The following is a 22,780-nucleotide window of genomic DNA, read 5'->3' on the forward strand; positions in this document are numbered from 1 at the left end:
CGCCCAACATGCGCAATATGGGGACCCACAGCGACTCACTTGCCGTAGTAGGTGCGAGCCTTCCCGTTACCATTACTAGGCTTATTTGGGTTATAGGCAACCCACCTTGTATAGGCTTCAGTGCCTCCCTTCCCCCATCTTCTTCCCGAAGAAGCGATCACGCCACTATGGGGCCAGTAGTGCTCCAATCGGGCATGAGTGTAGTGAAGCACACCTGTCCAAGTCGTCCAGCCATGCGCCCTTTTGTGGCTCGTGCCATTAATAATCGTGTACTCAGCTTTGCCGGTATGCCGGGGGGTTCCCGTCGCAGCTGCGGGCATAATCTCCTCGCTCACTGCTGTCGCGGATGGATCGCTAAAGTACCCGCCATCTTCGGACCAGCCGCCCACAACAGTTCCATCCAAATCGGATGCGGACGCGGTTGGAAGTATTCCTGTCAGTGCTAGCGCGCAAATGGCAGCGACACCGCTGATTCGACGCTTCATATGTTCCTCCTTCGTTAGAGTTACCAAGATGACTCGGTCCACGGTTTGTGAACAATGTAGCTCACCTTGTTGAGTATAGATGTAGCGTACCCTTACCTGCAAGCCCTCGACGAGACTCATCTCAGCTGCCCGCGAAAGTCGTTCGGTGCCTCATCTGGAAAAGGCCTCGAAAGTCGCGGACGCCATAGGGGCAACTTGTCGCGTTTGCGTGTGAACGATCAGGGAGCTGCGCGCAAAAGTTGCTGCTCGCACAGTGGTGCAAGCAGAATCATGCCACGCGACCCGAGCAGTGGTTCCTACGCCATATGCGCAGTTCTCATTGCACGGCTCAAACGTGCCGCGTTGTGAATCTAGTCCACAAGGTGAGGCTATCTCGGCTCGCAACCGCAAAGCGCGATAGCCTCATGACTATGAGACTTGGCGTCGACTTTGGAACCACACGTACGACTGCCGCCGTCGTCGACCGCGGCAACTACCCGGCTCTCACCTTTCCGGATGCCGACGGCGATGCGCAGGGCTACGTCCCTTCAATCGCCGCTGAGGTGGATGGACGCTTGGTGTACGGCCACGAGGCGGCAGCCGCCGCACGGCGAGGTGCCCCACACCTACGCTCCTTTAAACGGCTCTTATCGAGCGCCGGCGTCACCGAAACCACCTCCACCCGGGTCGGTTCAATCGAATTACCCCTCATCGACCTCGTCACCGGATTCCTTGCTCATGTTGGGGAGGCAATTCGCGCCGAACTCCAGCTCGATGAGAACGACCTACTGGACGCCGCAGTCGGCATTCCCGCTCAGGCGCATTCCGGGCAGCGCCTGCTCACTCTCGAGGCATTCCGGCGCGCCGGCTTCGACGTCGTCGCGATGCTGAACGAACCCTCCGCTGCCGGCTTCGAGTACACGCATCGCCACGCACTTACCGTCACCTCACGCCGTACCAAGGTCCTCGTGTATGACATGGGAGGCGGCACCTTCGATGCCTCCCTCGTAGCGGCCACGGGTACGAATCACGACGTCCTCGCATCCATGGGTGATAACGAACTAGGCGGCGACGACTTCGATGTAGCACTCGCAAAGTTGGCGGTCGAGCGCTCCGGGGCTCCATTGCCCAATGGCCAGTGGGACGCGTTGGTGGACGCCGCACGTGAGGCGAAGGAAGCACTACACCCCCAGTCGCGGTACATCACGCTTGAGGTGGGCGGCGCCCCGCTTGTCATTTCGGTCAAGGATTTCTACCAAGCGGTTGCCCCCTTCGTCACTACCACTATGGCCACGGTGGAGGCACTACTGTATGGCGAGGGTGAGGTTGAGGAGAGTTTACCTCGCGATCTCGCCGGACTATATGTGGTTGGTGGCGCTTCGGAGCTCCCGGTGATTACCCGTATGCTGCGTGAACGCTATGGCCGACGCGTACACCGCTCCCCTATGACAGCAGCATCGACCGCGGTTGGCTTGGCCATTGCGGCCGATCCCGAGGCGGGATACACCCTCACGGATCGCCTGTCGCGCGGTGTGGGCGTGTACCGCGAAGAGGAGAACGGAGCGCGCGTCAATTTCGAGTCTCTATTGACACCCGAACTGCGTACCAGCCTCACGGATCCAGTGACGGTATCGCGCACCTACCGGGCCGTCCACAACGTCGGCCGTTACCGCTTCGCCGAGTACACCTTGGATGCCAACGGACTGCCGCGCGGAACAGCCATCCCACTCGGCGAAGTGCTGATGCCCTTCGATGCGGCCCTGCGTGGTACAGACGTCGAACTCAAGAGTGTGCCCGTGCAGCGCATTGGCAACGGCCCGTTGATTGAGGAACTGTGCACCGTGGATCCGACCGGCGTCGTCACGGTGACGTTGCGCGACGTCGAGGCAGACTTTGAAGTATCTCAGACACTCGGCAAGGCTGACTAGTGAACGGAGGCAACCTGCGTTTCGTTACTGAAGAGCGGGCCGCGCTGACCACAACTCTGGAACAGTTCGGCCCCGACGCACCGACCTTGTGCGCCGGATGGACCACACGCGACCTGCTGATTCATCTCATTGAACGCGAGATTTACACTGCTGCCGGGCTGGGATCCCGCCTCCCCGGCCCGTGGCGCAAAAAGGCCATGGCCCGCCTCGCATCCTTGCAGACCACCGACTACCCGAGTTTAGTGGCACTCTTTCGCGATGGCCGTCAACGCTACTCGCCCCTACGCTTGGAGGCGCTTGATAGCGCCATGAACACAATCGAATATGCAGTTCATCACGAGGATGTTCTACGCGCCGGTGAGAATCCACAGCGTCGGACTCTGAAACCCGAAGCCCAGCAAGTGATTTTCCGGCATCTGCGGCCCCTGACACATACGCTCCTCGGTCGCTCCCCTGTGCGCGTGCGGATCGAGTCCCCCGGTTACGGCCACTTCACCGTTACGACAACGCGAAGACATCAGGCAGAGGTCACTGTTATCGGCGAACCGCTGGAGATTGCGTTATTCGCATTCGGCCGCGAGCAGCACGCAGCAGTCTCACTGCGCGGAGCAGGCGACGCCGTCGCCCTTCTTCGTGCGGCGCAACGCGGTTTCTGACCGGCAGCTACTCAAGCAGGTCTTCGCCAAAACCGGAGTTGGCAAGGCAACGCAACTTCCCTGGCGGCGCTGATCTTCGCGCGACGCCGCTATCACATGGCGTTGCGCTTGGCGGCACGCCTCTTGGCAAGTTCATCCTCCACAACGACCGCGCCTTCCTCCTCCGCGCGCTCGGTGGGTAACTCGCTCAATGAGCCTTCGACTTCGCGCCACACCCGGCCGACAGCGATGCCGAAGACGCCTTGACCGCCGCGTACAAGATCGATGACCTCGTCATCCGAAGTGCATTCGTACACCGACGCACCGTCGGACATGAGCGTAATCTGTGCCAGATCATCAACGCCATATTCCTGCAGCTGCGAAATGGCCAGCCGGATTTGCTGCAGCGAGACCCCTGTATCGAGCAGACGCTTAACCACCTTGAGCACGAGGATGTCGCGGAAGGAGTAAAGACGTTGACTCCCAGAGCCGCGGGCATTGCGAATGGTCGGAGACACCAAGCCGGTCCGATCCCAATAGTCAAGCTGTCGATAAGTGATTCCAGCAGCGCGGCATGCAATCGGTCCACGGTAACCCGTCTCCGCGTCGAGATCAGGTAAAGGGTCGCCAAAGAGCATCTGCTGCGCACGCTGCTTCGCGGCTTCGTGTGCCGTCGCGTCGCTCATTCTTGGCCTCCAGTTAGTAATTCTTCGCGCGGGCGAACCGATCCTCGCGCGCCAACGAGTTAACGATATAGCAAGACAGTGACAACAGGCGCGCACAGTCTCGGCGTGTCTTAACATCAAGTTGAACTTGAGGTTAAGCACATCGCCCTTCTGCTCAGAATACGCCTCGAACGGGGAAAAGCGCCACACTTTGCCCGCATGGACACTTCCGGCATCCGCCACGATTTCCATCGGCAAGTGGACCGCGCATCCCGCCCGCAAGACCGGCTAGCGCATTTCGATCTCCACGTTTTCCGCCAACAGTGCACGATACAGCTGTGAAACCAGGGCAGAACTCTCGGCTGCCTGTGCAATGGCTCGCTCCCCCGCTACCGGAGATGTCCGCACCGGTTGTGAGGCAAGAGAATTCGTGATCATCACGGCATGTGCATGTGCGGAGGTACGAACTGTCCTGACTTGACGTAAGTCGTACCCCGCCTGCCGCAGAATGGAGGCCAGCCGCACAATCTCCGGCGCCTGAGCGGTCAACCGGCCCCGCGAGTCAGCCTTGAGGATCCCCGCCTCGACCATCTCATCAATCTCGGCCACCGAGACACCTGTGAGCTCGGACACCTCGGCCAGCCGTAGCCTGGTTCCAGGCTGCGGACGGCGTAACTCGCCGTCGTCGATAACACGCATACGCCCAGGATGTACGTCCACCGGTTGTTCGCCGGCGTCCAGTTGCCGGAGCAATTCACCGATCTGACTCAGCGGCAGATAGCGGTCACGTTGCTCTGTCAAGATGAACCGCAAGCGCTCAATATCAGCTTCGGAAAAGAGGCGCTGATTGGATGCAGTGCGATGCGGATGAATGAGTTCGATGGACTCGTAGTGGCGGATCTTGGATACCGTGAGCAAAGGGAAGTCTCCGGCAAGCCGCGAGCGCACCTCACCGATCTTGAGTACCGGATCGTGCGAAAAGTCCTGCGGCCACGTCAACGGCTCCTGGGATGACCGTGCCGCACGCGATGCGGCCCGGATCATGCGTTAGCCCGTGACGGGTAAAAGGTCAGCCGGAACTTCCCGATCTGGATCTCGTCGCCGGTGTGGAGGATGCAGTCATCGACCCTCTCGCGATTCACATAGGTGCCATTGAGTGATCCGGAATCACGCACGCGGAATACATTCCCCTCGCGGATGAAACGCGCATGTTTGCGGGAGACCGTGAAATCGTCCAGGAAAATATCCGTATGCGGGTGCCGCCCCGCGTACGTCTCATCCGAGTTCAAAAGAAAACGTGCCCCCGAGTTGGGCCCGGACAATGCAATCAGCAACGCCGACCCCGCCGGCAGCGAGTCAATTGCTGCGATCTCCTCCGGCTTGAGCCCTCGCCGCGAATCCGAATCAGCAAGCTCGGGAGCAGAGCCAAGAGCGGTGAACCGGGACGTTGCGGTAGGGTCAGCATTGCCCGATAAACGCTGTGGGTCGAACTGCTCGGACATATATGCCCCTTTTCTCCTCCTTGAGGCGCGCCTTCCTCGCCTCGAGTAACAATCGTATAACGGACAAGGGCCAGAGGCCAATACGGATAGACAGTTTTCGTTATGAGCCCATTCCCGCCACGCAAAGTGAGAACTTTCCCAGCGCGACTTCTCAGTACGACCTCTCTTTTGCAGACTCATCCTCGTGTCGTCCAAACCCGTCACTAGTTCGCACTTGGAGCCATCGCCGTCGATGGTGTAATCTACTTCAGTCAACACGACGGGCTGTGGCGCAGTTTGGTAGCGCACTTGACTGGGGGTCAAGGGGTCGTGGGTTCAAATCCCGCCAGCCCGACCAAAGCTCCTGCGGCCACGCATAAGGGTCGCCGAAAGAACTCGGCAACTCCCCAATCCAACGCCGCCGCGGCAGCTGCAGCCCCGGCGGACTACGGCAGGCAATGGCTACTCGAACTGACTGCACCCGGTAATACTCTGCCCGGTAGCACTCTGCACCCGGCAGCTACCCGCCCATTTAGGGTCCGATGCCGCCTACCACCACTCGCCATTTCGCGGCCGGGTCGAGTTCCTAGAGCAGTGTCAAAGGTTCCCTATCCGGGCGTAGCGTTTGTCTGTACATGCAGGACTATCATTGACAGCCGCTCTTGTCCTTGTTAGCGTGGATATATCGGATCAGTGGAGATCTGACTGAGGAGTAATCATGCACGATGTTCTAACATTTGGCCGGTGTGGCGTAGATATCTATCCCCTCCAAGTAGGCGTCACCCTCGAGGAGGTAACTTCTTTCGGCAAGTATCTTGGTGGTACAACGTCGAACGTCGCCTGTGCTGCAGCACGACTAGGTGAGGACGTTGCCACACTGACCGGAGTTGGAGACGATCCCTTTGGACGCTGGATCCGCAGTGAATTCGAGCGCCTCGGTGTCGCGACCGACTACATCTTCACCGACGGGAGCTATAACACGCCTGTCACTTTCTGCGAGATCATTCCACCGGAGCACTTTCCGTTCTTCTTCTACCGCTGGCCCTCGGCGCCCGATCTTCAGGTAACACCCGAAAGAATCCCCGACGAGCAGGTCCGCCAAGCGCGTCTGTTCTGGTTCTCCGGTTCGGGGCTGTGTCAAGACCCGTCGTGGTCTGCGCATCTTCACGCCTGGGACATACGCGGTCGCACGCCGCATAGCGTCTTCGATCTAGATTGGCGCCCAATGTTCTGGGAGAACCGCGATCTGGCTGTTGATCGTTACGCCAAGGCTCTCGAGTACGCGACTGTAGCAGTCGGGAACCGGGAAGAGTGCGGCATTGCCGTTGGCGAAGACGACCCGCAACGAGCAGCCGATGCGCTCCTGGAACGTGGAGTTGAACTGGCCATCGTCAAACAAGGTAGCGCCGGTACACTCGCGAAGACTCGCGATGAAGAAGTCGTGGTCCCGGTCATGCCCGCGACGACGATGTGCGGGGCCGGCGCGGGAGATGCATTCGGTGGATCACTTATCCACGGGTTGTTACAGGGCTGGGGGCTAAAGAAGATCATCGACTATGCCAACGCCGCCGGTGCAATTGTTGCCTCCCGTCTCGAGTGCTCTACCGCTATGCCAACCGAGGACGAGATCGCGACGGTACTCGACGCCGGAACTGCAGATATTCTCGGCACTTGGGTGGCTCGCCGCTAAGTAGTACGGCAGAGACTGGAGACTGGGATCGGCAGCCGCGACAGGACGTAGAGTCCCGTCCTCGTGCGGGCTCTACTCAGGCGGACTCGTCAGGCGCATGTTTGTTAGAGGCGGTAGACGCATATCAGGCTCGCCGCATGCTGAGCCTGAGACGTCTTGCGTTCATGCTGGGTGGCATAAGTCACTTCCCCGGTGTCGCAGAGATCGCGCCGAATGGGGTGTTGTCGACTCTGGCATCAACGTCACTCCCCTCTCGGTGCTGCGGACATCACGTCGGCCCGGCGCCTGCCCTATGGCGAACGCACCGGCTTTTTCGGTAAGGTCCTCCCCGTAGGGTAACTAAGCCGCAACCGCAGCACCCGCTCCTGTCATAGCTGGCAGTCAGTTGCAGGTGCATCCGCACGCGGCCTGTACGGGAGGACTAATGTCTGCAATCGCAAAACGTGACGCTCTGGTGCCCCGGCTTCTGCCGCGCGTCCTATACGTAATTGCGATACTCGCCCTGGTGGACAGCCTACTCGGCTTCCTCCCCGGAACGCCTATCCTTGACTTTCTCTTCACGTGGATTATCCCCCTGCCACTGATCGACTGGTTCTCCGGACTCGTGACGCTCATTCTGGCGCTCGGATTGGAACGGCGGAAGCGCATCGCATGGATCGCGATGATGATCTTCACCGCACTATCGATTGTCCTGTACGGCGCCTCCCTGGTTGCTTTCATCATCGACCCGGAGGAGGCGTGGCTGACTTGTGCGCTCGCCTTGAACACCGGCGTCCTGGTGGCAGTCTTGGCCCTCCTCATAGCCAGTCGTCGCTTTTATCGAGTGCGTTCCCAGCCGGGTAATATCCGACGCGCCCTCGTCTTTTTCCTCGGCGCATTTTTCGGGCTGGCCGCTGCAGCGCTTCTCACCATGCTTATCCTGCAGGGCCGCGAGCACTTCGACCGAGTCTTTAGTCCGCGCGCTTGGCCGGATTGGCTTCTCAGCCTGCTCGGTTTCGGCTGGGCCTTGAGCTTCATCATTGCCCTGTGGCTCATGTTACGGTCGCAGCGAGAGTCAGCCCGGATGAGTGTGGATGACGAAGCGCGGATACGCACGCTGCTCGCCAAATTCCCGTCCGACTCTCTTGGATACTTCGCCACTCGCCGCGATAAGTCAGTCCTGTTGACGCAGAACGGTGCAATAGCGTACCGGGTCTGTATGGGCGTCGCACTCGCCTCGGGTGATCCACTGGGCGACCCGTCAAGGTGGCGCGCAACCGTAAAAGCCTTTGTACAGCATGCCGCAGACTACGGCTGGACACCCGCCGTCATCGGCGCCTCCGAAGCGGGAGCACGCGCCTGGGTTGACGAGGAGTTCCACGCTCTCAACATTGGCGACGAGGCGATCTTGTACCCGGCACTCTTCCAGCTCGAATCACTACCGGACGTACGGCGTGTCGTGCGTCATATTTCCGACCTCGGCTATACGGTGCAGATCCGACGCCACCGGAGCATTCCCAGGGGCGAGCTGCAGGCTTTGACATCGCTCGCCGATCACTGGCTCGACGGCGAGCCGGAACGCGGCTTCTCCATGGCGCTCGGTCGGCTAGGAGACACTTCCGACGGCGAATGCGTGATGGTCGAGGCTCTCTTCCCCACCGGTGATCCACGGGGAAAGGTTGCAGCACTACTATCCTTCGCTCCTTGGGGTGCAGACGGTCTCAGCCTCGATGTCATGAGACGCCACCCGCAAGCTGATAATGGAGTCACGGAACTCATGGTGGCTTCCGTTATGCGCGAAGGACGTGAATTCGGTATCGGCCGCGTTTCTCTGAATTTTGCCATGTTCCGTTCCGCTCTCACTGATGGTGCGCGAATTGGCGCGGGGCCAATACTGCGCAACTGGCGTCGCCTCCTGCTAGTAGCCTCCCGTTGGTGGCAAATTGACTCGCTGTATCGCTCCAATGCGAAATACAACCCGCAATGGTCTCCCCGTCTGATCTGCTATCCAGACGGAAACGACCTACTGCGTGTTTCCCTCGCCATGGGAGTGGCCGAAGGCTTCATCAGCCTACCCGACCGATTCATTGGCGAGCCGAGTACACAACCGCAGCGAACTCCGCAGCAGTCGGCACAACTGCAGGCCATTTCCGCCGGATCAGTGGGGGATGCGCCGACGTCGTCGCCGCAGCGTCCCGCACAGATCGCCTCCCGCCTGGCATGCCGAGAGGCCATGCTCTCCACCGGTCTAGATCCGTATCCACCCTCGGTGGCCGTCAGTGCCACCTGTGCGCAAGCCGATGGGCGATGCAGCGTCGCCGGGCGCGTGATGGCGGTGCGCGACCACGGTGGCGTTCTTTTCGCAGACCTGCGGGATCGTACGGGTGATCTGCAAGTCCTTCTCGAGGTGTCTACAACTGGTGGCGACGACGTCGCGCAGTTCAGGCGGTTCGTTCGGGCAGGAGACCAGGTAGCGGTAACGGGCGTAATCGGCGCGTCACGCACCGGCACACGCAGCTTACTGGCCGAGACGTGGCAGATGACTTCGAAGGCACTGCGATCACTGCCGAATAAGCACCATGGAATCCGCGACGCGCAGACTCGCGTGCGTCAGCGGCACCTCGCGCTGATCGTAAGGCCCAAGGACCGTTCCATGGTCGTGACACGTTCCACGGCCATACAGGCCATTCGCCACGAACTGCTCGCGCGCGAGTATCTCGAGGTCGAGACACCCATTTTGCAAACGGTGCATGGAGGAGCGAACGCTCGACCCTTCATCACCCATATCAATGCTTACGATCTCGATCTCTACCTGCGTATCGCTCCCGAGTTGTATCTCAAACGCCTGATGGTGGGCGGCATGGAACGCGTCTTCGAGATCGGCCGTAACTTCCGCAACGAAGGTGCCGACGCCACACACAACCCCGAGTTCACCATGCTTGAGGCATACCAGGCGCACGCCGATTACAACGTCATGAAAGAGGTCGCGCGCGATCTCGTCATCTCGGCTGCGCAGGCAGCTCTCGGCACTACGGTCATTCGCGGCAACGTGGCCGGAGTTACGCATGAAATCGATCTCGCCGCCCCGTGGCACACGGTGAGCGTTTGCGATGCGGTTTCCGCGGCTCTCGGAGAACCGGTGGGAACCGACACACCTGTTGAAGTTCTCTCCGCTCACGCTGGAAGCCTCGGTATCTCAGATACCTCTGGAATGAGCTGGGGGGCAGTGATGCAAGAACTCTATGAGCACCTGGCAGAGTCCACGACGGTTGGTCCCACCTTCTTCACCGACTTTCCTGCGGATACGTCACCGCTGACACGGCCTCATCGTGAAGACAATCGACTCGCGGAGCGTTGGGACCTCATCATTTTCGGCTCCGAGGTAGGAACCGCCTATTCCGAGCTTGTCGATCCGGTGATACAACGTCAGCGGCTCACCGCCCAGTCGCTTGCTGCCGCCGGTGGTGATCCGGAAGCGATGGAACTCGACGAGGACTTTTTGGCCGCTCTCGAGCAGGGAATGCCACCCTCCGGCGGCTTGGGAATGGGACTTGATCGTCTCGTCATGACGTTGACCGGTGCTTCTATTCGCGAGACACTCACCTTCCCTCTCGTCAGGCCGAACCGATGAGATACGGTCGCTACGCACTGGCGATCCTGGCTTTCGTCACTTACAACAGCTGGGTACTGTGGCCTCTGAACGGCGACCCGCAGGCAGCCCTCGGGTACCTGTCCGAGTTAGCGGCCGGCGATCAGCCCTACCATTGGTTGTTCCGAGGTTGTGATCTGCTTGCCGCTTTGGTTTTCGCCTTTATCGCTTTGCTCGGATGGCGCGGCTGGGCGGGATGGCTCGGACGGCGTGCCCCACAGGTGGCCGCTGCCCTACTGACCGTCGCCGTAGCAACCGTCCTTGATGTTACGTTCAATCTGCCATGCGCCGAGAGCCGTGATGCGGTGTGTAAGGCGACCCCGTTCGCAGTGCGCCATGTTCATGAGGCCTCATCGGTTATTGTTGGCCTCGCCCTTGTGGCGCTCATCGGCCTGGTTGCTATCGCCTTCGCCGAACAGGACGGCTGGCGGGGCAGGGCCTGCGGGGTAGCAGCATTCGCCCTGCTCGTCGCGACTCTTTTGCTCGCCAGCGCCATCCTGCCCGCGTTTCTACCCTTGACGCAGGGACCGGTGCAGGCCGTCCAGGTACTGCTATGCTCGGGCTGGATCGCCTACCTGGCCGTGCATTTGTCGGAAGGCCGCTGTGCCGCAGCGATTCGCAGCATGCCGGCTAGTCTCAGCACGCCAGCAAATCGCAACACTGCGGAAGACTTCGGCAAACCGGGGAGCGACGATTCGTCGAGTGATAACCCTAGGACGGGCTGCCCATGACTGGACTAACGAGTACGCACAACACGCCGCGTGAGATGCGCTCTCCGAGCGGACACACCGTTCACATACACCGCTCCGAAGGCGAAAGCACGAAGGAGCCGTCGCACACCTACGCGCAGGCCTCCCCGGCTTCGGCAGCCAATGTGCCGACTCCTGCAGGCAGAATCAGACCAACCGCCGTTCTGCTCAGCGGCTGTGGTTTAGGATCGGCTTGCTGGGATCAGGTTATTGCCGCTCTTCCCGACTGGAGGATTATCACGGTCGACCGGCCCGGTCGTCTGGGCACCTCATGTGATGCCTTCCCATCGTTGGTCGCCGAGACCCGTTTTGTGCGCGAGCTTCTCGAGGATGAGGGAAGCGCCGTCGTCGTCGCGCACTCGATGGCATCGTTTCAGGCCGAGGCCTTAGCACGCCTCGTTCCCCACCTCGTCACCGCAGTGGTGCTCGTGGATCCTTCTGCGGCTCCTCTGAACGCTCACCATTCGCGTGTAGCACCGCGCCTGAGTGCGCTGGCAGCTCAACTGACGCGCCTAGGCCCTCTCCGTCGCTTAGCATCAGCGCTCTGGCGGGCTGGCCTCAAGGCACAAACGCAGCATCCGGAGCTTATTGATACCGCCCGCTGGATCCCCACGTGGAATAGCAGGTCCGCACTTGTAGCAACTCTCAAGGAGGCCCTCGCGTTCCGCGGCCAGGCCGCCGACCTTCTCATGTTGCGGCGCCGTCAGGGCAGCGCTGCACCGGTGCGTGCGATCATACTGGAAGCGCCCCCGTATACCTCCACCCGAGCACGGAAAGCGCTCCTCGCATCTTTCCGCAATGCACATGTCCGCCAGGTGCATTCTCGCCATCTCATGATGCTGGACGCGCCGGAGACCATCGCCGATAGCGTCACAGACGTCGGCAATCCGAGCACTTCGTTGCGAGCGTGAGGGATGCTGACTGCTCCTAAGCGCCAGCAAGATGCGCAGGCACTCCGATTCCACCTGCCATGAAAAGCGTCCTCATTCTACGAGCAGGGTCACCGATATGCCACCCGTGTAAACCACGGAGACTCCCACGCGTTCGCGACGATGTCAAACCGGTAATGCTCGTACCAGGACTATGATAGGCCAGGCCACGGTCAACAAAAGCCCGGCACTACCGAATGCAATCCTTCCACACGCCGCCCGAACATTTTCGCTGGCACTCAAGCGCGCCGTCGCAGTCCATCTACACGTCCCGCGAAGGCTTCGTCCACCGCAACAGATAGCGATAGTACAATCCCCGGCGTATGCGTGCCCCTGGCAGGAGATAGCGTGCCACAGTGCGAATTTGTGCCAGCGTCTGCGTCGGATCCGCAACGGGCACACCCTCCGGGTAACTCTCGTGGTGAAGCCAGGAGCTTACTCTTGCCACGGGCACACGCACTCCTGCGTGCGCCCAATCCGCGACGGATTGATTCGCAGCGACTCCTACCACAGCAAGGTCCCCGCCGGGCGCGAGCAAATCCGCTGCGCGCGTTAACGCGGCAGACAGCGGCATATGATGCACGCTGGCCACGAAGGTGATGAGCCCAAACTGCCGCTCACTGCGGTAACACATGAAGTCTTCGGAGACGACGGAGACGTTCGCCAGTTCAGAGAGTCGGCGGCGCGCCCGAGTGGCAGCGGTTTCATCCACCTCAATACCCATCGCCGTGTGCATGATCGGAGCCAGATGTTGCAGGAGGAGTCCATCACCGCAACCGACGTCTAGCAGATCCTCGTGCCGATGCTCCACGGCAATCTTCGCAATCCAGGGGTGATAGGCACTGTTGTGATTCCAGTAGGCCGCCATGACCCCATTCCAATTGCCGATCTACGGCAACACAACTCGGCCCGCCGTTTGAGGGCGATGCTGTTTGAACTGTGCGCGGAGGGGGACTTGAACCCCCACCCTCTAATACGAGGACTAGCACCTCAAGCTAGCGCGTCTGCCTATTCCGCCACCCGCGCAGATGACCGACGAGGCTGACGCCCCGAGCAACGAGTAAGAGGTTAGCACGTTGGCCGATCTGAAACCACCGACGATCAACCTGTGGCACTGTGAACTGCGTCGCCCCATGGTTGCCGACGCGGTCGGCGCAGCCCACTCCCCCGACGCAATCGGACTGATCGCGCAGGATGATGGTATTGCAGAACCGGTGAGAAAACCGAAGAGCGGATTTCACCATCTGTGTGGGCGACGATTAGGCTACAGAATATGTTGCGCAGCGATTTGACCACGGCACGTCTTTTCCTCACGCCGCCCACTGCCGCCGATGCGGAGCGAATCACGGCGATCTGCCAGGACGATGCCATCCAGCGCTGGACTACCATTCCATCTCCGTACACGCTGGAAGATGGGCAGGCATTCATCAGTGACATGGTCGAACCGGGTTGGCAGGCCGATAGCCCCAACTGGGCTATTCGGGAGCGTACGCGCAGCGCCGATCCACTCACCTCTCCCCTATTGGGAATGATCGGTCTGACATCCGATGGCACAACCGCCTCAATCGGTTACTGGGCCGCTCCCGAGGCCCGCGGACGCGGTCTGATAACCGAAGCCGTGCAGGCTGTTCTCGATTTCGGTTTCACGCAGATGGGTTTGCAGGTCATTACTTGGCGTTGCCTGATCGACGACGGCGAGCCCAACTGGGCATCGGCGAAGGTCGCATGGCGCACAGGCTTCACGTTCGAAGGTTATGCACGCGGAGCTGCCTCGAAGAACGGCCGCGCATATGACGCACTGCTGGCCAGTATTCTGCCGTCCGAACCACGCGCCCCGCAGCACGCATGGTTCGGCCCGGACGACACCCATCCTGGATTCGCTGACAGTCGCGATCCCGAGGCCCTGGTACGTCAATTCCATCAGATCTATCGCCTTCCAATAGTCTCCGATGGTCCTCGTGCGGATCGTGAACGTACACATATGCGAATGTCACTGGTGGCCGAAGAGTTCTGTGAATTGGTTGGAGCGATCTATGGCCAGCCTGCCCGCCGACTCGTCGAAGAAGCGTGGAGGAAAGCCGTTGACGCGGATCACCACACACGTGACACGGTGGAAGCCGCAGACGCGCTCGGTGACCTTGTGTATGTCATCTATGGCATGGCTCTGGAGTTGGGAATCCCCATGCGTGACGTGTTGGCAGAGATTCAGGCGTCAAATCTCTCCAAGCTCGATTCCGAGGGCAAGCCGATTTACCGTGCCGACGGCAAGGTCTTGAAGGGCCCGAATTACTTCCGGCCGGATATCCGCCGTGTGCTCGGCCTAGATTGACCTCCTCCGGTCACCTTCAACAATCCAGGCCTCGATCAGCCCTCCGGTATAGGACTCTCGCGGTTCCGTATATCGTGGCGCCCTTGGTAATCACCGTCCTTTGTTGCCGCTTTCGTTCCCGCACAAACTCTTTCGCGCGACGACCAACACACTTGCCGACGTGAATAGGCAGGCTACGTTTGTGCGACAGCGAGGACTCTGCGTCTCAAACGTAGCTGGTCACATGTATGGCTGACCGGACAATAAGTCGGCCACCCGTCCGTGAACAAGGTGGCCGACTGACGCGAGGGCGTTGTTACGACTCGCGATGCAGCGCTTCTGCCAGCAGCGCGCCAAAACCGCCGATCAGCGCGGCAATTGAGCCGAATAGCGTCAGGAAGGCGCCCAAGCCGCGTTCTGCACCATCAGCGAGTTCATTAGCCACATTGCCGTCGTTGAACAGCATTAGCACGAAGATGACCAGGAAAGCTCCACTGAGAAGAGCCAGGAGACTGCTGAGCAGTTTTGGCGTGCGATTGGCGAGGACAACATTGGCCAAAAGTCCTGCAACAACAGCAAGCAGTGCAACTGCAATAATCGCAATGCCACCACCCATGTTGCCATCCAGGATATTCATCGACCTCGTTTCACCGCCCGCTTCCCGTGTCAGGAACGGCAGGAAGACACCAATAAGTGCAATCAAGGCGCCGACTCCGAGCAGCCCCAATGAGATCCAGGCGAGAACGGACGGGCGCCTTTTAGCAGACCCGGCGTGGGCCACGTATTGCCCATAAGGCGCAGCCTGATAGCCGCCCGGCTGCTGGTAGGGATAACCTGCCGGCACGGCGCCGCCCGCCGCAGAGCCCTGCTGACCGTAATACGCATCTGGCTGCGGCTGCGATTGCTGATAGTTTCCTTGCGGTGGCTGGTTCGGCGGGAAACCCGGTTGCGGGTAACCGCCAGGTTGCTGTGGTCCGCCGGACTGCTGGTAGCCGCCGGTGGGTTGATAGCCCCCCGGCGCATTCGCCAATTGTGCTGTCGCCGGTACGGGTGAACTGTACACCGTCGGACGCTCATTTGCCCCCGGTGTCTGAGCATTGTACGGCTGTGGCGCCGATGGTGCAGAAGGCTGTTGCGGGTACCCGGCAGGCGCCTGGTACTGGGGTGCTGCGCCACCTGGGTATCCGCCGGCGGATTGTCCCGCAGTTGCGGGCGCACCGGGTGCCGAAGTCGGATATCCTCCCGGCGTAGCACCAGGCTGGGGCGGCACGGAGGCTGTGCCCTCCGCTCCAAGAGCAGCAGGCGGGAAGGTGGGAGCGGGTTGCGGTGCCGTTTTCGGCGTCCTCTCCGGCGATGGCACACTGGGTGGCGGCGCGGGCGACATCACACCGTCAACGGGCGATGGTTCCGAAGCTGCTGTATCCCGACCGGGTTCTTCGCTTGTCGACATTCTTCCTCTTTCTAACTGTGCTTGGCCGAGTGTTATCGGCTACTGGCCCGGAGTTTCCGGTTGATCCGCCTCCGGTGGAAATGGTTCATCGGAGTTCTGGGGGCTGTCATAGTGGTTCGTTTCGTCTGTCCTCGTTGATTCTTCTGCCTTCGTTGCTTCTTCTGCGACTTCGGCATTTTCAATGTCGTCAACAAGGCTGGCTGCAAGAATGTGTTGTGACAGCATGTCAATTCGCCGCTCCAAATGACGGCGTTGCACACTTCTCTGTTTCCGGCTCATCGCATCGAGAACAGGCAGTGCGCGTTCAATGGATTCCAGCTCGTCCCGCCATTGGCGCGCTTGCTGCGCAACTTCTGCCGTATTGGCCGATGCGTATAGAAACGTCACCTGTTCACGCAAGACCTGGCAGCGCGCAGAGAGGTCTTGGCGTGCCGTTCCAGAATCACCAACCCCCAACACACGTTGAAAACGACTGGTGATCCCCTGCGCAAACTGTGGATTGTCATTCATAAGTTTGCGCAGTTGCGGACCGTACTGCATGACGACGATAAACACAGCAGGGCCTGCCCGACGTGCCAGCTTAAGGAGAATCTTGAAGGATCCAGCCACGTATTTCCACCTTTCGTTATGACGAGTCTAGCGGGCAATTGTCATATTCACCGCAGTGACTCCATGCTAATTCTTTGAGCGAACAGGCAATAGGACTGTTGGCAGGTGCCACTATCACCTGAAATCGCGCGATTTGAGTCGTACCGATAGTGGCAGTTCTTCGAGTGCGTCCGCAACAAAATTCATGGCACCATTGCCGCGCTCCACCATGCCACGTACGATTAATCCCTGACTATGCAGCGCCACCATTCGGTAGCGCTGCCACAAACCGTGGGAGACTACGACGTTCAGTAGTCCGGTTTCGTCCTCCAAAGAAAGAAAGGTTATGCCACTGGCGGTATATGGCCGCTGTCGGTGAGTGACTATTCCTGCCACTCGGATTCTCACATCTTCCGGGACGTGGCTGAGGTCTGCGATACGTCGTATTCCCTGCTCATCCAGTTGCGGGCGTAGAAACTCCACCGGGTAAGACGCAGTAGAAACTCCGGTTGCCGCAATGTCGGCATCGGCCGCCTCTGCTTTAGTGATTTCTGGTAGCGGTGGCACTGTCCCGGCTGCCTCGGTGCCGGGAATTGTCGGCTGATAGTAGATACCCCGCCGCGTCCCATGCTCTGCCAGCGCATGCGCCAACCATATCCCCTGCCGTCGGTTTGTCCCCAATGAACGCAGAGCATCCGCTGCAGCCAGGGCTTCCAGTTCTCTTTCGTTTAGACGCGCACGGCTAGCCATGTCAGCCACACTGGAAAAGGGAGCATCGGCCCGCGCCTGGAGAATACGAGTGGCCGCTGATCCTAGACCACGCACCGATTCCAGCCCAAGGCGAACGGCAAGGTTGGGGCTCACATCTACCAGTTCGTGAGCTGCCATCTCACGTGCCGCACACTCTTCTACACAAGCTGCCTGTTGCGACGCGACGACGTCGGGCGGCAGAACGAGCACGCCGTGCCGCCGCGCGTCGGCCACCAGAGTCTGTGGTGAATAGAAACCTAACGGTTGCGCTGCAAGCATGCCTGCGTAGAACTCCTCCGGGTGATGCACTTTCAACCAGGCGGAGGCATACACCAGGTATGCGAAAGAAAACGCATGAGATTCAGGAAAACCGAACTCGGCGAAGGCTTGCAGCTTCGCATAGATCTCCTCACCCGTTTCCCGGTCGATTCCCTTGCCACGCATTCCCGCGAGTAGTTCACCGCGTAGCCGCTCCATTTGTTCCACTGACCGTTTGGAGCCCATCGCCTTACGAAGTTTGTCGGCCTGCGCGGGTGAGAAGCCTGCCGCATCAACCGCTATCTGCATCAGTTGCTCTTGGAATAGCGGAATGCCAAGAGTCTTTTCCAGCGCAGGTTGCAGCAATGGATGCGCATAGGTGACGGGTTCCTGACCGCGTCGTCGCCGCAGGTAGGGGTTGACAGAGTGTCCCTGAATCGGCCCGGGGCGGATTAGCGCGACCTCGATGACAATGTCGTAAAAGCATTCCGGGCGCAGCCGTGGCAGGGTGGACATCTGTGCCCGCGATTCAACCTGGAACACACCGACGGTATCCGCAGTTTGCAGAAGACGGTACACACGTGGATCTTCCTGAGCAAGGTTATGCAAGCCGAGTTCGTGCCCGTCCTCCCCGCTGATACCACGCTGCTGCAACACGGTGAATGCGATGCGCAGTGCCGTCAGCATCCCCAATCCGAGAAGATCGAATTTGACGAGTCCGGCTTCCGCACAATCATCTTTATCCCATTGCAGAACAGTGCGACCCGGCATGGATGCCCAACTCACTGGACACACATCAATAACCGGGCGATCACACAGCACCATCCCACCAGAATGGATCCCCAGGTGTCGCGGAAGATTCTGCATACGTGCGGCAAGCGCTGCAATTTCCGGTGGAATACCATCGGTTTGCCAGCGCTGGGTGAACAAGGCCTCCCTTCCCCGCTCCCGCAGAAAAACTGCCATATCCGCAGCCGCACGTTCTTTGGTCGGGTCGGACGTACGGCCACGCCCCCGCGGCACCCGGTGCTCAACCGATTTTGTCCAGTACTCAGCCTGCCCGGGATCATACCCGAGTGCCCGCGCAGCATCGCGGATGGCCAGCCGAGGTCGGTACGTAATGGTGTTGGCTACCTGTGCGGCTTTGTCCCGCCCATAGCGCTCGTAGACGTGTTGGATGACTTCCTCTCGGCGACCGGATTCAATATCAAGATCGATATCAGGTGGGCCGGAACGCCCCGGGGATAGAAAACGCTCGAACAGCATCTTATGCCGCACCGCATCTACCGCCGTAATACCAAGAGCGAAACATACGGCCGAATTCGCCGCTGACCCTCTCCCCTGGCACCAGATTCCCTGCTGTCGACAGAAGGAGACGATTTCTTCAACGATGAGGAAATAGCCGGGGAAACCAAGCTGGTTGATGACGTCGATTTCATGGTCGATCTGTGCCCATGCTGTGGGGTTCGCGCTGCGGGTGCCATAACGCTGTTGGCCTCCCGCATCCGTCAATGCCCGTAGCCAGCTCTGTTCGTCATGGCCCTCCGGAACCGGGAAGCGGGGCAGATTGGGAGTAACGAGAGCCAGATCGAAGGCGCACTCCTGCCCCAGCTGCGCTGCTGCATTGACCACTGCGGGACGATCTTTGTGCCAGGCAAGCATTTGCGCTCCAGAACGCAGATAACTACCGGATGCGGGCAGATAGGGATCGATTTCCTCCAGGGTCATACGCGCGCCTGTTGCCGCCAGTACATCTGCTACCGGCCGGTCCTGCGGGCGGGCATAGTGAACATTGCCGGTGGCAACAGCCCTAACTCCAGTATCGCAGGCTAGGTCTGCGAGTAGATCACAACGTTCCCGATCAAGTGGTGAACCGGTAGCGGTAAGCTCCACTGCCACATTATCTCTACCGAAAAGACCGATCAGCCGCTCAAGCTCACGCCGAGCTGCCTGCGGCGCCCACACCCCAGGCGTTTTCTCCAATGCTCGGCGCACTCCGCCTTTTCGACACCCGGTTAGCACCACCCAGTTTCCCGCACCGGCCTCAGCGAGCCCTTCCAGTGTGTAGTGCGCCTCGCCTTTCACTCCACTGGCTAACATGGCGGCACCAACGGTGTGGGATAGTTTCTGGTATCCGGTGGCATCGCGCGCCAGCAGCAGAATATGTTCCTCCGCCGCCTCCGGATTCTTGGTGCTTAGACCTTTCTTGCCCTTCGGCTCCCCCTTGGCGTTCCGGCCTTTGTGAGCGTCGGATTCCCTCGTGAGACTCAGAGCCTTTCGAATCTCCCTTCCCCTTTTGGGCCCTAGTCCCAACTTGTTGTCTGCATATTCTTCGTCAGGCTCCACCTCCCGGCATTCACCGGCCTCCAGCGTCAACTCGGTTCCTACCACTATCGGCATTCCGGCGCTGCGCGCCGGTACAGCAAGTTGCATAATGCCGGGAAAACCTGCGTGATCAGTCAGCGCTAACGCATCCAGTTCCAGCTCGCAGGCGCGGGATACGAGTTCTTCCGGTAACGACGCGCCGTCAAGAAAGCTGTAGGCCGAATGTACGTGCAATTCCGCGTAAGGAATACGCTGCCGAGAGCGCAGAAGCCTAGGCATAACTCCCCGCCTCCCACCACTGCCCGGCCTCCGCGTACACGAGGACGGCTCCGGCATCAACAGCGATTTGCAACCAGGCCCGACGCTGAGCCGAATGCGGATCCCACCAGCGCTGCTCAATAATCCACGGACCGGCAAAGTCCAGGATCCTCCACTGGCCATAGGCCGCTTGTTTGCCTCCTACCTCCTTCTGCCCACTTGCCACGCGCGCTTCCCACATCACCTGTTCTCCAGCACGCGAAGTCCGAAAGTTCTCATCGGCTACCGGCGAAGCGTAAGTACCACGCGAAACGCTTGCATGACGCGAAGCGTTAGCATGGCGCCGTATCAGTTGAAAGGGGCGGGGATCGGCACACCCTCGCCCGCATGTCAGTACCCCCAGTCCGGATACGTGAAGAGGATGGCCACACTCGCCTGTGACGTCGATGGTGATCGGCGTGGGATGCAGCAAGGCGGGCGGGGGGTCGGGGATTCCTCCCGGCCAAGGGAACTCTTTTTCCTTCCCGCTGCTCGGGAAGACTTGTCCCCATGGACATTCTTCGTAGCGGTCTGCAGGTAGACGCCCGCCAACGTTATAGGCAACTCGTACTCCGTCCTCACCAACCAGCGCCTGCATACGCACGGCCGTACGCGCAGCAAGTTCGTCACCGGCACTACGCCCGCCCCACAATGGTTGCGGCCGGTAACCTGCGGGCAACATATCTGCCATGTGTAGCTCGAGCCGACAAATCGCGGACCCGCCACCATCTGCATCTATCCAACTGGCAAGTTGCCAGCGCACTCGATCCGTGATGTCACGTGCGCCACCACCGTCCATCATCCAGGAACGGGTGAGGTCATCTCCCGATTCCAGTACAGCAGTAATCGTGAGTTGACCTCCGGTCAGCCCCCGGGACGCCATCTCATTGCTGAGCTGCTCCGCCAATATACGAGCAGCGAAAGCCGCTGCCTCCGCCTGCTGCAACGGTGGTTCAAAACTGCGTGATAGTGCCAGGTCTTGTGCCCGCATGCCCTGCGGGTGGAGTCGCATATCGGCTCCGGATGCCAGCACCCACAGTTGGTTTCCCATCGCGCCAAAACGAGTGGTAAGTGCGGCTGCCCCGAGACAGTGAATACCACCCAGCGTTCTAATTCCCAGCCGAGCGAGTATGCCAATGTACTGTTCGACCTCCGCTTTTCTTCCCATTACCGGAAGGGCATTCAACACCTGTGTGGCAGGTTGCGCCGCTAGGTAGTCGGCTGATTCGGCCGAAGAAAGCATAAGACTCTCCCGGGCCGCCAGCAGTGTGGCAAGAGTTCCTTCCGCAAAACCCACGTTTGCCTCACAGCCAGCAATATCTGCAATTTCCCCGATCAGAGCCTCCGCCAATGCCTGTTCTGAACCCGCAGTGCGTACAGCACCGCGGGATGTGAAAATCACGCTGCCCGGTTCCAGTACGGTGAGCCGCGCGATGTGACGGTCCAAAGCTTGCAATATCGGCTCAAAACGCCGCATACCCCGTTCGGGGTCAGGGGCAAGCAAGACGGTTTCCGGACAAGTCGCATGCGCCTCCCTCCGGCTCATTCCCGGACGAATACCACGCCGCTTGGCCCAAGCGTTAACAGCCAGCACGCCCTTTCCGCCGCACACGGCAGCCGGGGTACCGACTGGCACTTCACCGGAAATTTCGGCTGCGGTCACCTCCCAATCAGGTATCCACACTGCTCCCTGTCTCATGCGCCGACTCCCTGATGTGACCGCAGATGCCTACCGCGTGGCGCTACGGCATCGGTAGCGGGAAGGGACTCTTTGGGTATGACCAGCCGGGACCGTGTACTCTCCTCCGGCACGGCATGCAGAGTTTGCTCAGGCTGCCAGCCACGGCTAGTAATACGTATACGGCAGGATGATTTGGCCGGGCGGCTCAGTTCCAGAACAAGATCACTGATATGTCCGCTTCCGCCACGCATTCCTTCCGCAGTTATGAGGCTACCCATAACCTGTTCCCGCGTATCCCAATTTTCAGCGAGGAGCAGCGCGCCCCGAGAACGTGCCCTGTGGGAGAGCAACCGGCGTTCCCTTCCGTCAAGCAGAATATCCCGCCCGACGACGACGCTATCGAAGCCATCAATCGCGGCCGTAAGCACCTGCGTAACCGCTGCAGGCTGTGGCATTGGTACGTGCACCATCCGCTTCAGATCCCCGCCAAGAAGCGACACCGCGGCCCAACTCAAATCCGGCATCCCCACGCATGCGGTCCACGCGCCTTGCGCACTCACCGTGCCGACCAGGAGGAGGGTTACAAGACGCGCTCCTCGTACGCCCAGGGTCATACCATGCGGTAACCCATAAGGAAAAAGAGAAGATACTCCCTCTGGCACATTCCAAGTGGCACCGTGCCACGCCTTCTCTGCGGATGGCACCGCTGCCGACCGTGTCAGCCCCACCGAAACTTCCGCCTGTGCAAGCGCCTGCCGTGCGGCAGTCAATCTGCTTGCAGCATCGTCACAGCGTTCCAGACGACCGGTCATACCCCTCACCCCCATTCGAACTTTTGTTCGAAACAAGGGTAGAACACCCCTCCGACAGATTTCTACTCAAAATTGGTCCGGGTAACACATGCATACCGCACACGCCGATGGCCGCAGGCAGTTCCCGGCGGAGCTACCTGCG

General features: G+C 60.1%; 17 protein-coding genes and 2 tRNA genes. 8 read left to right on the top strand and 11 right to left on the bottom strand.

Annotated elements, in window-relative coordinates:
- Window positions 1–35: 35 nt before the first annotated feature.
- Window positions 36–485, bottom strand: a complete 450-nt coding sequence (locus tag EKN07_RS09865; protein WP_206435712.1) for a hypothetical protein — start codon at window positions 483–485, stop codon at window positions 36–38.
- Between the two features lie 404 nt (window positions 486–889).
- Between EKN07_RS09865 and EKN07_RS09870 the strand changes: the two genes are divergently transcribed.
- Together EKN07_RS09870 and EKN07_RS09875 are read left to right on the top strand one after the other, a co-directional pair.
- Window positions 890–2,392, top strand: coding sequence for an Hsp70 family protein (locus EKN07_RS09870; protein WP_346426199.1), 1,503 nt, complete (start codon window positions 890–892; stop codon window positions 2,390–2,392).
- Window positions 2,392–3,048, top strand: coding sequence for a TIGR03085 family metal-binding protein (locus EKN07_RS09875; protein ID WP_108715634.1), 657 nt, complete (start codon window positions 2,392–2,394; stop codon window positions 3,046–3,048). The genes EKN07_RS09870 and EKN07_RS09875 overlap by 1 nt, the downstream gene beginning before the upstream one ends.
- Window positions 3,049–3,140: 92 nt before the next feature.
- Here the strand turns inward: EKN07_RS09875 and EKN07_RS09880 are convergent, their stop codons facing one another.
- From EKN07_RS09880 to EKN07_RS09890, 3 genes are all read right to left on the bottom strand, one after another.
- On the bottom strand, window positions 3,141–3,713 hold the full coding sequence (locus EKN07_RS09880) for a MerR family transcriptional regulator (RefSeq protein ID WP_108715635.1): 573 nt from the start codon (window positions 3,711–3,713) through the stop codon (window positions 3,141–3,143).
- 267 nt (window positions 3,714–3,980) lie between these two features.
- Complete coding sequence (locus tag EKN07_RS09885) at window positions 3,981–4,736, bottom strand: MerR family transcriptional regulator (protein ID WP_108715636.1); 756 nt, start codon at window positions 4,734–4,736, stop codon at window positions 3,981–3,983.
- Window positions 4,733–5,194, bottom strand: coding sequence for an FHA domain-containing protein (locus EKN07_RS09890; protein ID WP_108715637.1), 462 nt, complete (start codon window positions 5,192–5,194; stop codon window positions 4,733–4,735). The genes EKN07_RS09885 and EKN07_RS09890 overlap by 4 nt, the downstream gene beginning before the upstream one ends.
- A gap of 260 nt (window positions 5,195–5,454) precedes the next feature.
- On the opposite strand from EKN07_RS09890, the gene EKN07_RS09895 reads away from it, so the two are divergent.
- The 5 genes from EKN07_RS09895 to EKN07_RS09915 all read left to right on the top strand — a co-directional run bounded on the left by EKN07_RS09895 (window position 5,455) and on the right by EKN07_RS09915 (window position 12,151).
- Window positions 5,455–5,531 (top strand) — tRNA-Pro (locus EKN07_RS09895).
- A gap of 360 nt (window positions 5,532–5,891) precedes the next feature.
- Window positions 5,892–6,863, top strand: a complete 972-nt coding sequence (gene iolC, locus EKN07_RS09900; protein ID WP_108715638.1) for a 5-dehydro-2-deoxygluconokinase — start codon at window positions 5,892–5,894, stop codon at window positions 6,861–6,863.
- 424 nt (window positions 6,864–7,287) lie between these two features.
- Complete coding sequence (gene lysX / locus EKN07_RS09905; protein ID WP_126146302.1) at window positions 7,288–10,473, top strand: bifunctional lysylphosphatidylglycerol synthetase/lysine--tRNA ligase LysX; 3,186 nt, start codon at window positions 7,288–7,290, stop codon at window positions 10,471–10,473.
- Complete coding sequence (locus EKN07_RS09910) at window positions 10,470–11,222, top strand: DUF998 domain-containing protein (protein ID WP_126146303.1); 753 nt, start codon at window positions 10,470–10,472, stop codon at window positions 11,220–11,222. The genes lysX and EKN07_RS09910 overlap by 4 nt, the downstream gene beginning before the upstream one ends.
- Window positions 11,219–12,151, top strand: coding sequence for an alpha/beta hydrolase (locus tag EKN07_RS09915; RefSeq protein ID WP_126146304.1), 933 nt, complete (start codon window positions 11,219–11,221; stop codon window positions 12,149–12,151). The genes EKN07_RS09910 and EKN07_RS09915 overlap by 4 nt, the downstream gene beginning before the upstream one ends.
- A 280-nt stretch (window positions 12,152–12,431) precedes the next feature.
- Here the strand turns inward: EKN07_RS09915 and EKN07_RS09920 are convergent, their stop codons facing one another.
- Together EKN07_RS09920 and EKN07_RS09925 are read right to left on the bottom strand one after the other, a co-directional pair.
- On the bottom strand, window positions 12,432–13,037 hold the full coding sequence (locus EKN07_RS09920; protein WP_108715641.1) for a class I SAM-dependent methyltransferase: 606 nt from the start codon (window positions 13,035–13,037) through the stop codon (window positions 12,432–12,434).
- A gap of 72 nt (window positions 13,038–13,109) precedes the next feature.
- A tRNA-Leu gene (locus EKN07_RS09925) sits at window positions 13,110–13,195 on the bottom strand.
- 247 nt (window positions 13,196–13,442) lie between these two features.
- On the opposite strand from EKN07_RS09925, the gene EKN07_RS09930 reads away from it, so the two are divergent.
- Window positions 13,443–14,498 (top strand): GNAT family N-acetyltransferase, encoded by a 1,056-nt coding sequence (locus EKN07_RS09930; protein WP_108715642.1) that lies wholly within the window; start codon window positions 13,443–13,445, stop codon window positions 14,496–14,498.
- A gap of 295 nt (window positions 14,499–14,793) precedes the next feature.
- Here the strand turns inward: EKN07_RS09930 and EKN07_RS09935 are convergent, their stop codons facing one another.
- From EKN07_RS09935 to EKN07_RS09955, 5 genes are all read right to left on the bottom strand, one after another.
- The gene (locus EKN07_RS09935; protein WP_126146305.1) at window positions 14,794–15,540 is read right to left on the bottom strand and encodes a hypothetical protein; all 747 of its coding nucleotides are present in this window, start codon (window positions 15,538–15,540) and stop codon (window positions 14,794–14,796) included.
- A 426-nt stretch (window positions 15,541–15,966) separates the two neighbouring features.
- Window positions 15,967–16,536, bottom strand: a complete 570-nt coding sequence (locus EKN07_RS09940) for a hypothetical protein (protein ID WP_108715644.1) — start codon at window positions 16,534–16,536, stop codon at window positions 15,967–15,969.
- A 114-nt stretch (window positions 16,537–16,650) separates the two neighbouring features.
- Entirely contained in the window at window positions 16,651–20,127 is a 3,477-nt protein-coding gene (locus EKN07_RS09945; RefSeq protein ID WP_108715645.1) for an error-prone DNA polymerase, read from the bottom strand.
- Window positions 20,120–21,844 (bottom strand): DNA polymerase Y family protein, encoded by a 1,725-nt coding sequence (locus EKN07_RS09950; protein ID WP_126146306.1) that lies wholly within the window; start codon window positions 21,842–21,844, stop codon window positions 20,120–20,122. The genes EKN07_RS09945 and EKN07_RS09950 overlap by 8 nt, the downstream gene beginning before the upstream one ends.
- A complete protein-coding gene (locus tag EKN07_RS09955; protein WP_108715648.1) occupies window positions 21,841–22,638 on the bottom strand; it encodes a hypothetical protein in 798 nt (265 codons plus the stop codon). The genes EKN07_RS09950 and EKN07_RS09955 overlap by 4 nt, the downstream gene beginning before the upstream one ends.
- Window positions 22,639–22,780: the final 142 nt, after the last annotated feature.

Source organism: Actinobaculum sp. 352 (assembly GCF_003957265.1).
GTDB lineage: Bacteria > Actinomycetota > Actinomycetes > Actinomycetales > Actinomycetaceae > Asp313.

Coding starts and splice junctions, on each gene's coding strand:
- EKN07_RS09930 (WP_108715642.1), top strand. CDS start 13,443: ATGTTGCGCAGCGATTTGACCACGGCACGTCTTTTCCTCACGCCGCCC.
- EKN07_RS09865 (WP_206435712.1), bottom strand. CDS start 485: ATGAAGCGTCGAATCAGCGGTGTCGCTGCCATTTGCGCGCTAGCACTG.
- EKN07_RS09950 (WP_126146306.1), bottom strand. CDS start 21,844: ATGAGACAGGGAGCAGTGTGGATACCTGATTGGGAGGTGACCGCAGCC.
- EKN07_RS09915 (WP_126146304.1), top strand. CDS start 11,219: ATGACTGGACTAACGAGTACGCACAACACGCCGCGTGAGATGCGCTCT.
- EKN07_RS09890 (WP_108715637.1), bottom strand. CDS start 5,194: ATGTCCGAGCAGTTCGACCCACAGCGTTTATCGGGCAATGCTGACCCT.
- iolC (WP_108715638.1), top strand. CDS start 5,892: ATGCACGATGTTCTAACATTTGGCCGGTGTGGCGTAGATATCTATCCC.
- lysX (WP_126146302.1), top strand. CDS start 7,288: ATGTCTGCAATCGCAAAACGTGACGCTCTGGTGCCCCGGCTTCTGCCG.
- EKN07_RS09920 (WP_108715641.1), bottom strand. CDS start 13,037: ATGGCGGCCTACTGGAATCACAACAGTGCCTATCACCCCTGGATTGCG.
- EKN07_RS09955 (WP_108715648.1), bottom strand. CDS start 22,638: ATGACCGGTCGTCTGGAACGCTGTGACGATGCTGCAAGCAGATTGACT.
- EKN07_RS09885 (WP_108715636.1), bottom strand. CDS start 4,736: ATGATCCGGGCCGCATCGCGTGCGGCACGGTCATCCCAGGAGCCGTTG.
- EKN07_RS09945 (WP_108715645.1), bottom strand. CDS start 20,127: ATGCCTAGGCTTCTGCGCTCTCGGCAGCGTATTCCTTACGCGGAATTG.
- EKN07_RS09880 (WP_108715635.1), bottom strand. CDS start 3,713: ATGAGCGACGCGACGGCACACGAAGCCGCGAAGCAGCGTGCGCAGCAG.
- EKN07_RS09910 (WP_126146303.1), top strand. CDS start 10,470: ATGAGATACGGTCGCTACGCACTGGCGATCCTGGCTTTCGTCACTTAC.
- EKN07_RS09870 (WP_346426199.1), top strand. CDS start 890: ATGACTATGAGACTTGGCGTCGACTTTGGAACCACACGTACGACTGCC.